The 817-nt window shown below is 51.5% G+C and carries 1 rRNA gene; it reads right to left on the bottom strand.

The features are described 5' to 3' along the window. Nucleotides 1-817 (bottom strand): 23S ribosomal RNA (locus tag AC1RRC_RS33220); the annotation flags it as partial.

Below are 817 nucleotides of genomic sequence, written 5' to 3'. Positions count from 1 at the left end.
CGGATATCCGCAGCTTCGGTGACTGGCTTAGCCCCGTTACATCTTCCGCGCAGGACGACTCGATCAGTGAGCTATTACGCTTTCTTTAAATGATGGCTGCTTCTAAGCCAACATCCTGACTGTTTTAGCCTTCCCACTTCGTTTTCCACTTAGCCAATCTTTGGGACCTTAGCTGGCGGTCTGGGTTGTTTCCCTCTTGACGCCGGACGTTAGCACCCGACGTCTGTCTCCCAAGCTCGCACTCAACGGTATTCGGAGTTTGCAATGGTTTGGTAAGTCGCGATGACCCCCTAGCCATAACAGTGCTCTACCCCCGTTGGTGATACTTGAGGCACTACCTAAATAGTTTTCGGAGAGAACCAGCTATTTCCAAGTTTGTTTAGCCTTTCACCCCTATCCACAGCTCATCCCCTAATTTTTCAACATTAGTGGGTTCGGTCCTCCAGTGCGTGTTACCGCACCTTCAACCTGGCCATGGATAGATCACTTGGTTTCGGGTCTACACCCAGCGACTGGCGCCCTGTTCGGACTCGATTTCTCTACGGCTCCCCAATCTGGTTAACCTTGCCACTGAATGTAAGTCGCTGACCCATTATACAAAAGGTACGCAGTCACCCCACAAGGAGGCTCCTACTGTTTGTATGCACACGGTTTCAGGATCTATTTCACTCCCCTCCCGGGGTTCTTTTCGCCTTTCCCTCACGGTACTGGTTCACTATCGGTCGATTACGAGTATTTAGCCTTGGAGGATGGTCCCCCCATGTTCAGACAGGATTTCTCGTGTCCCGCCCTACTTGTCGTACGCTTAGTACCACCG

This window comes from Pseudoduganella sp. GW821-FHT12E03 (assembly GCF_058807115.1).
This window is presented reverse-complemented; position numbering and strand designations above follow the sequence as displayed.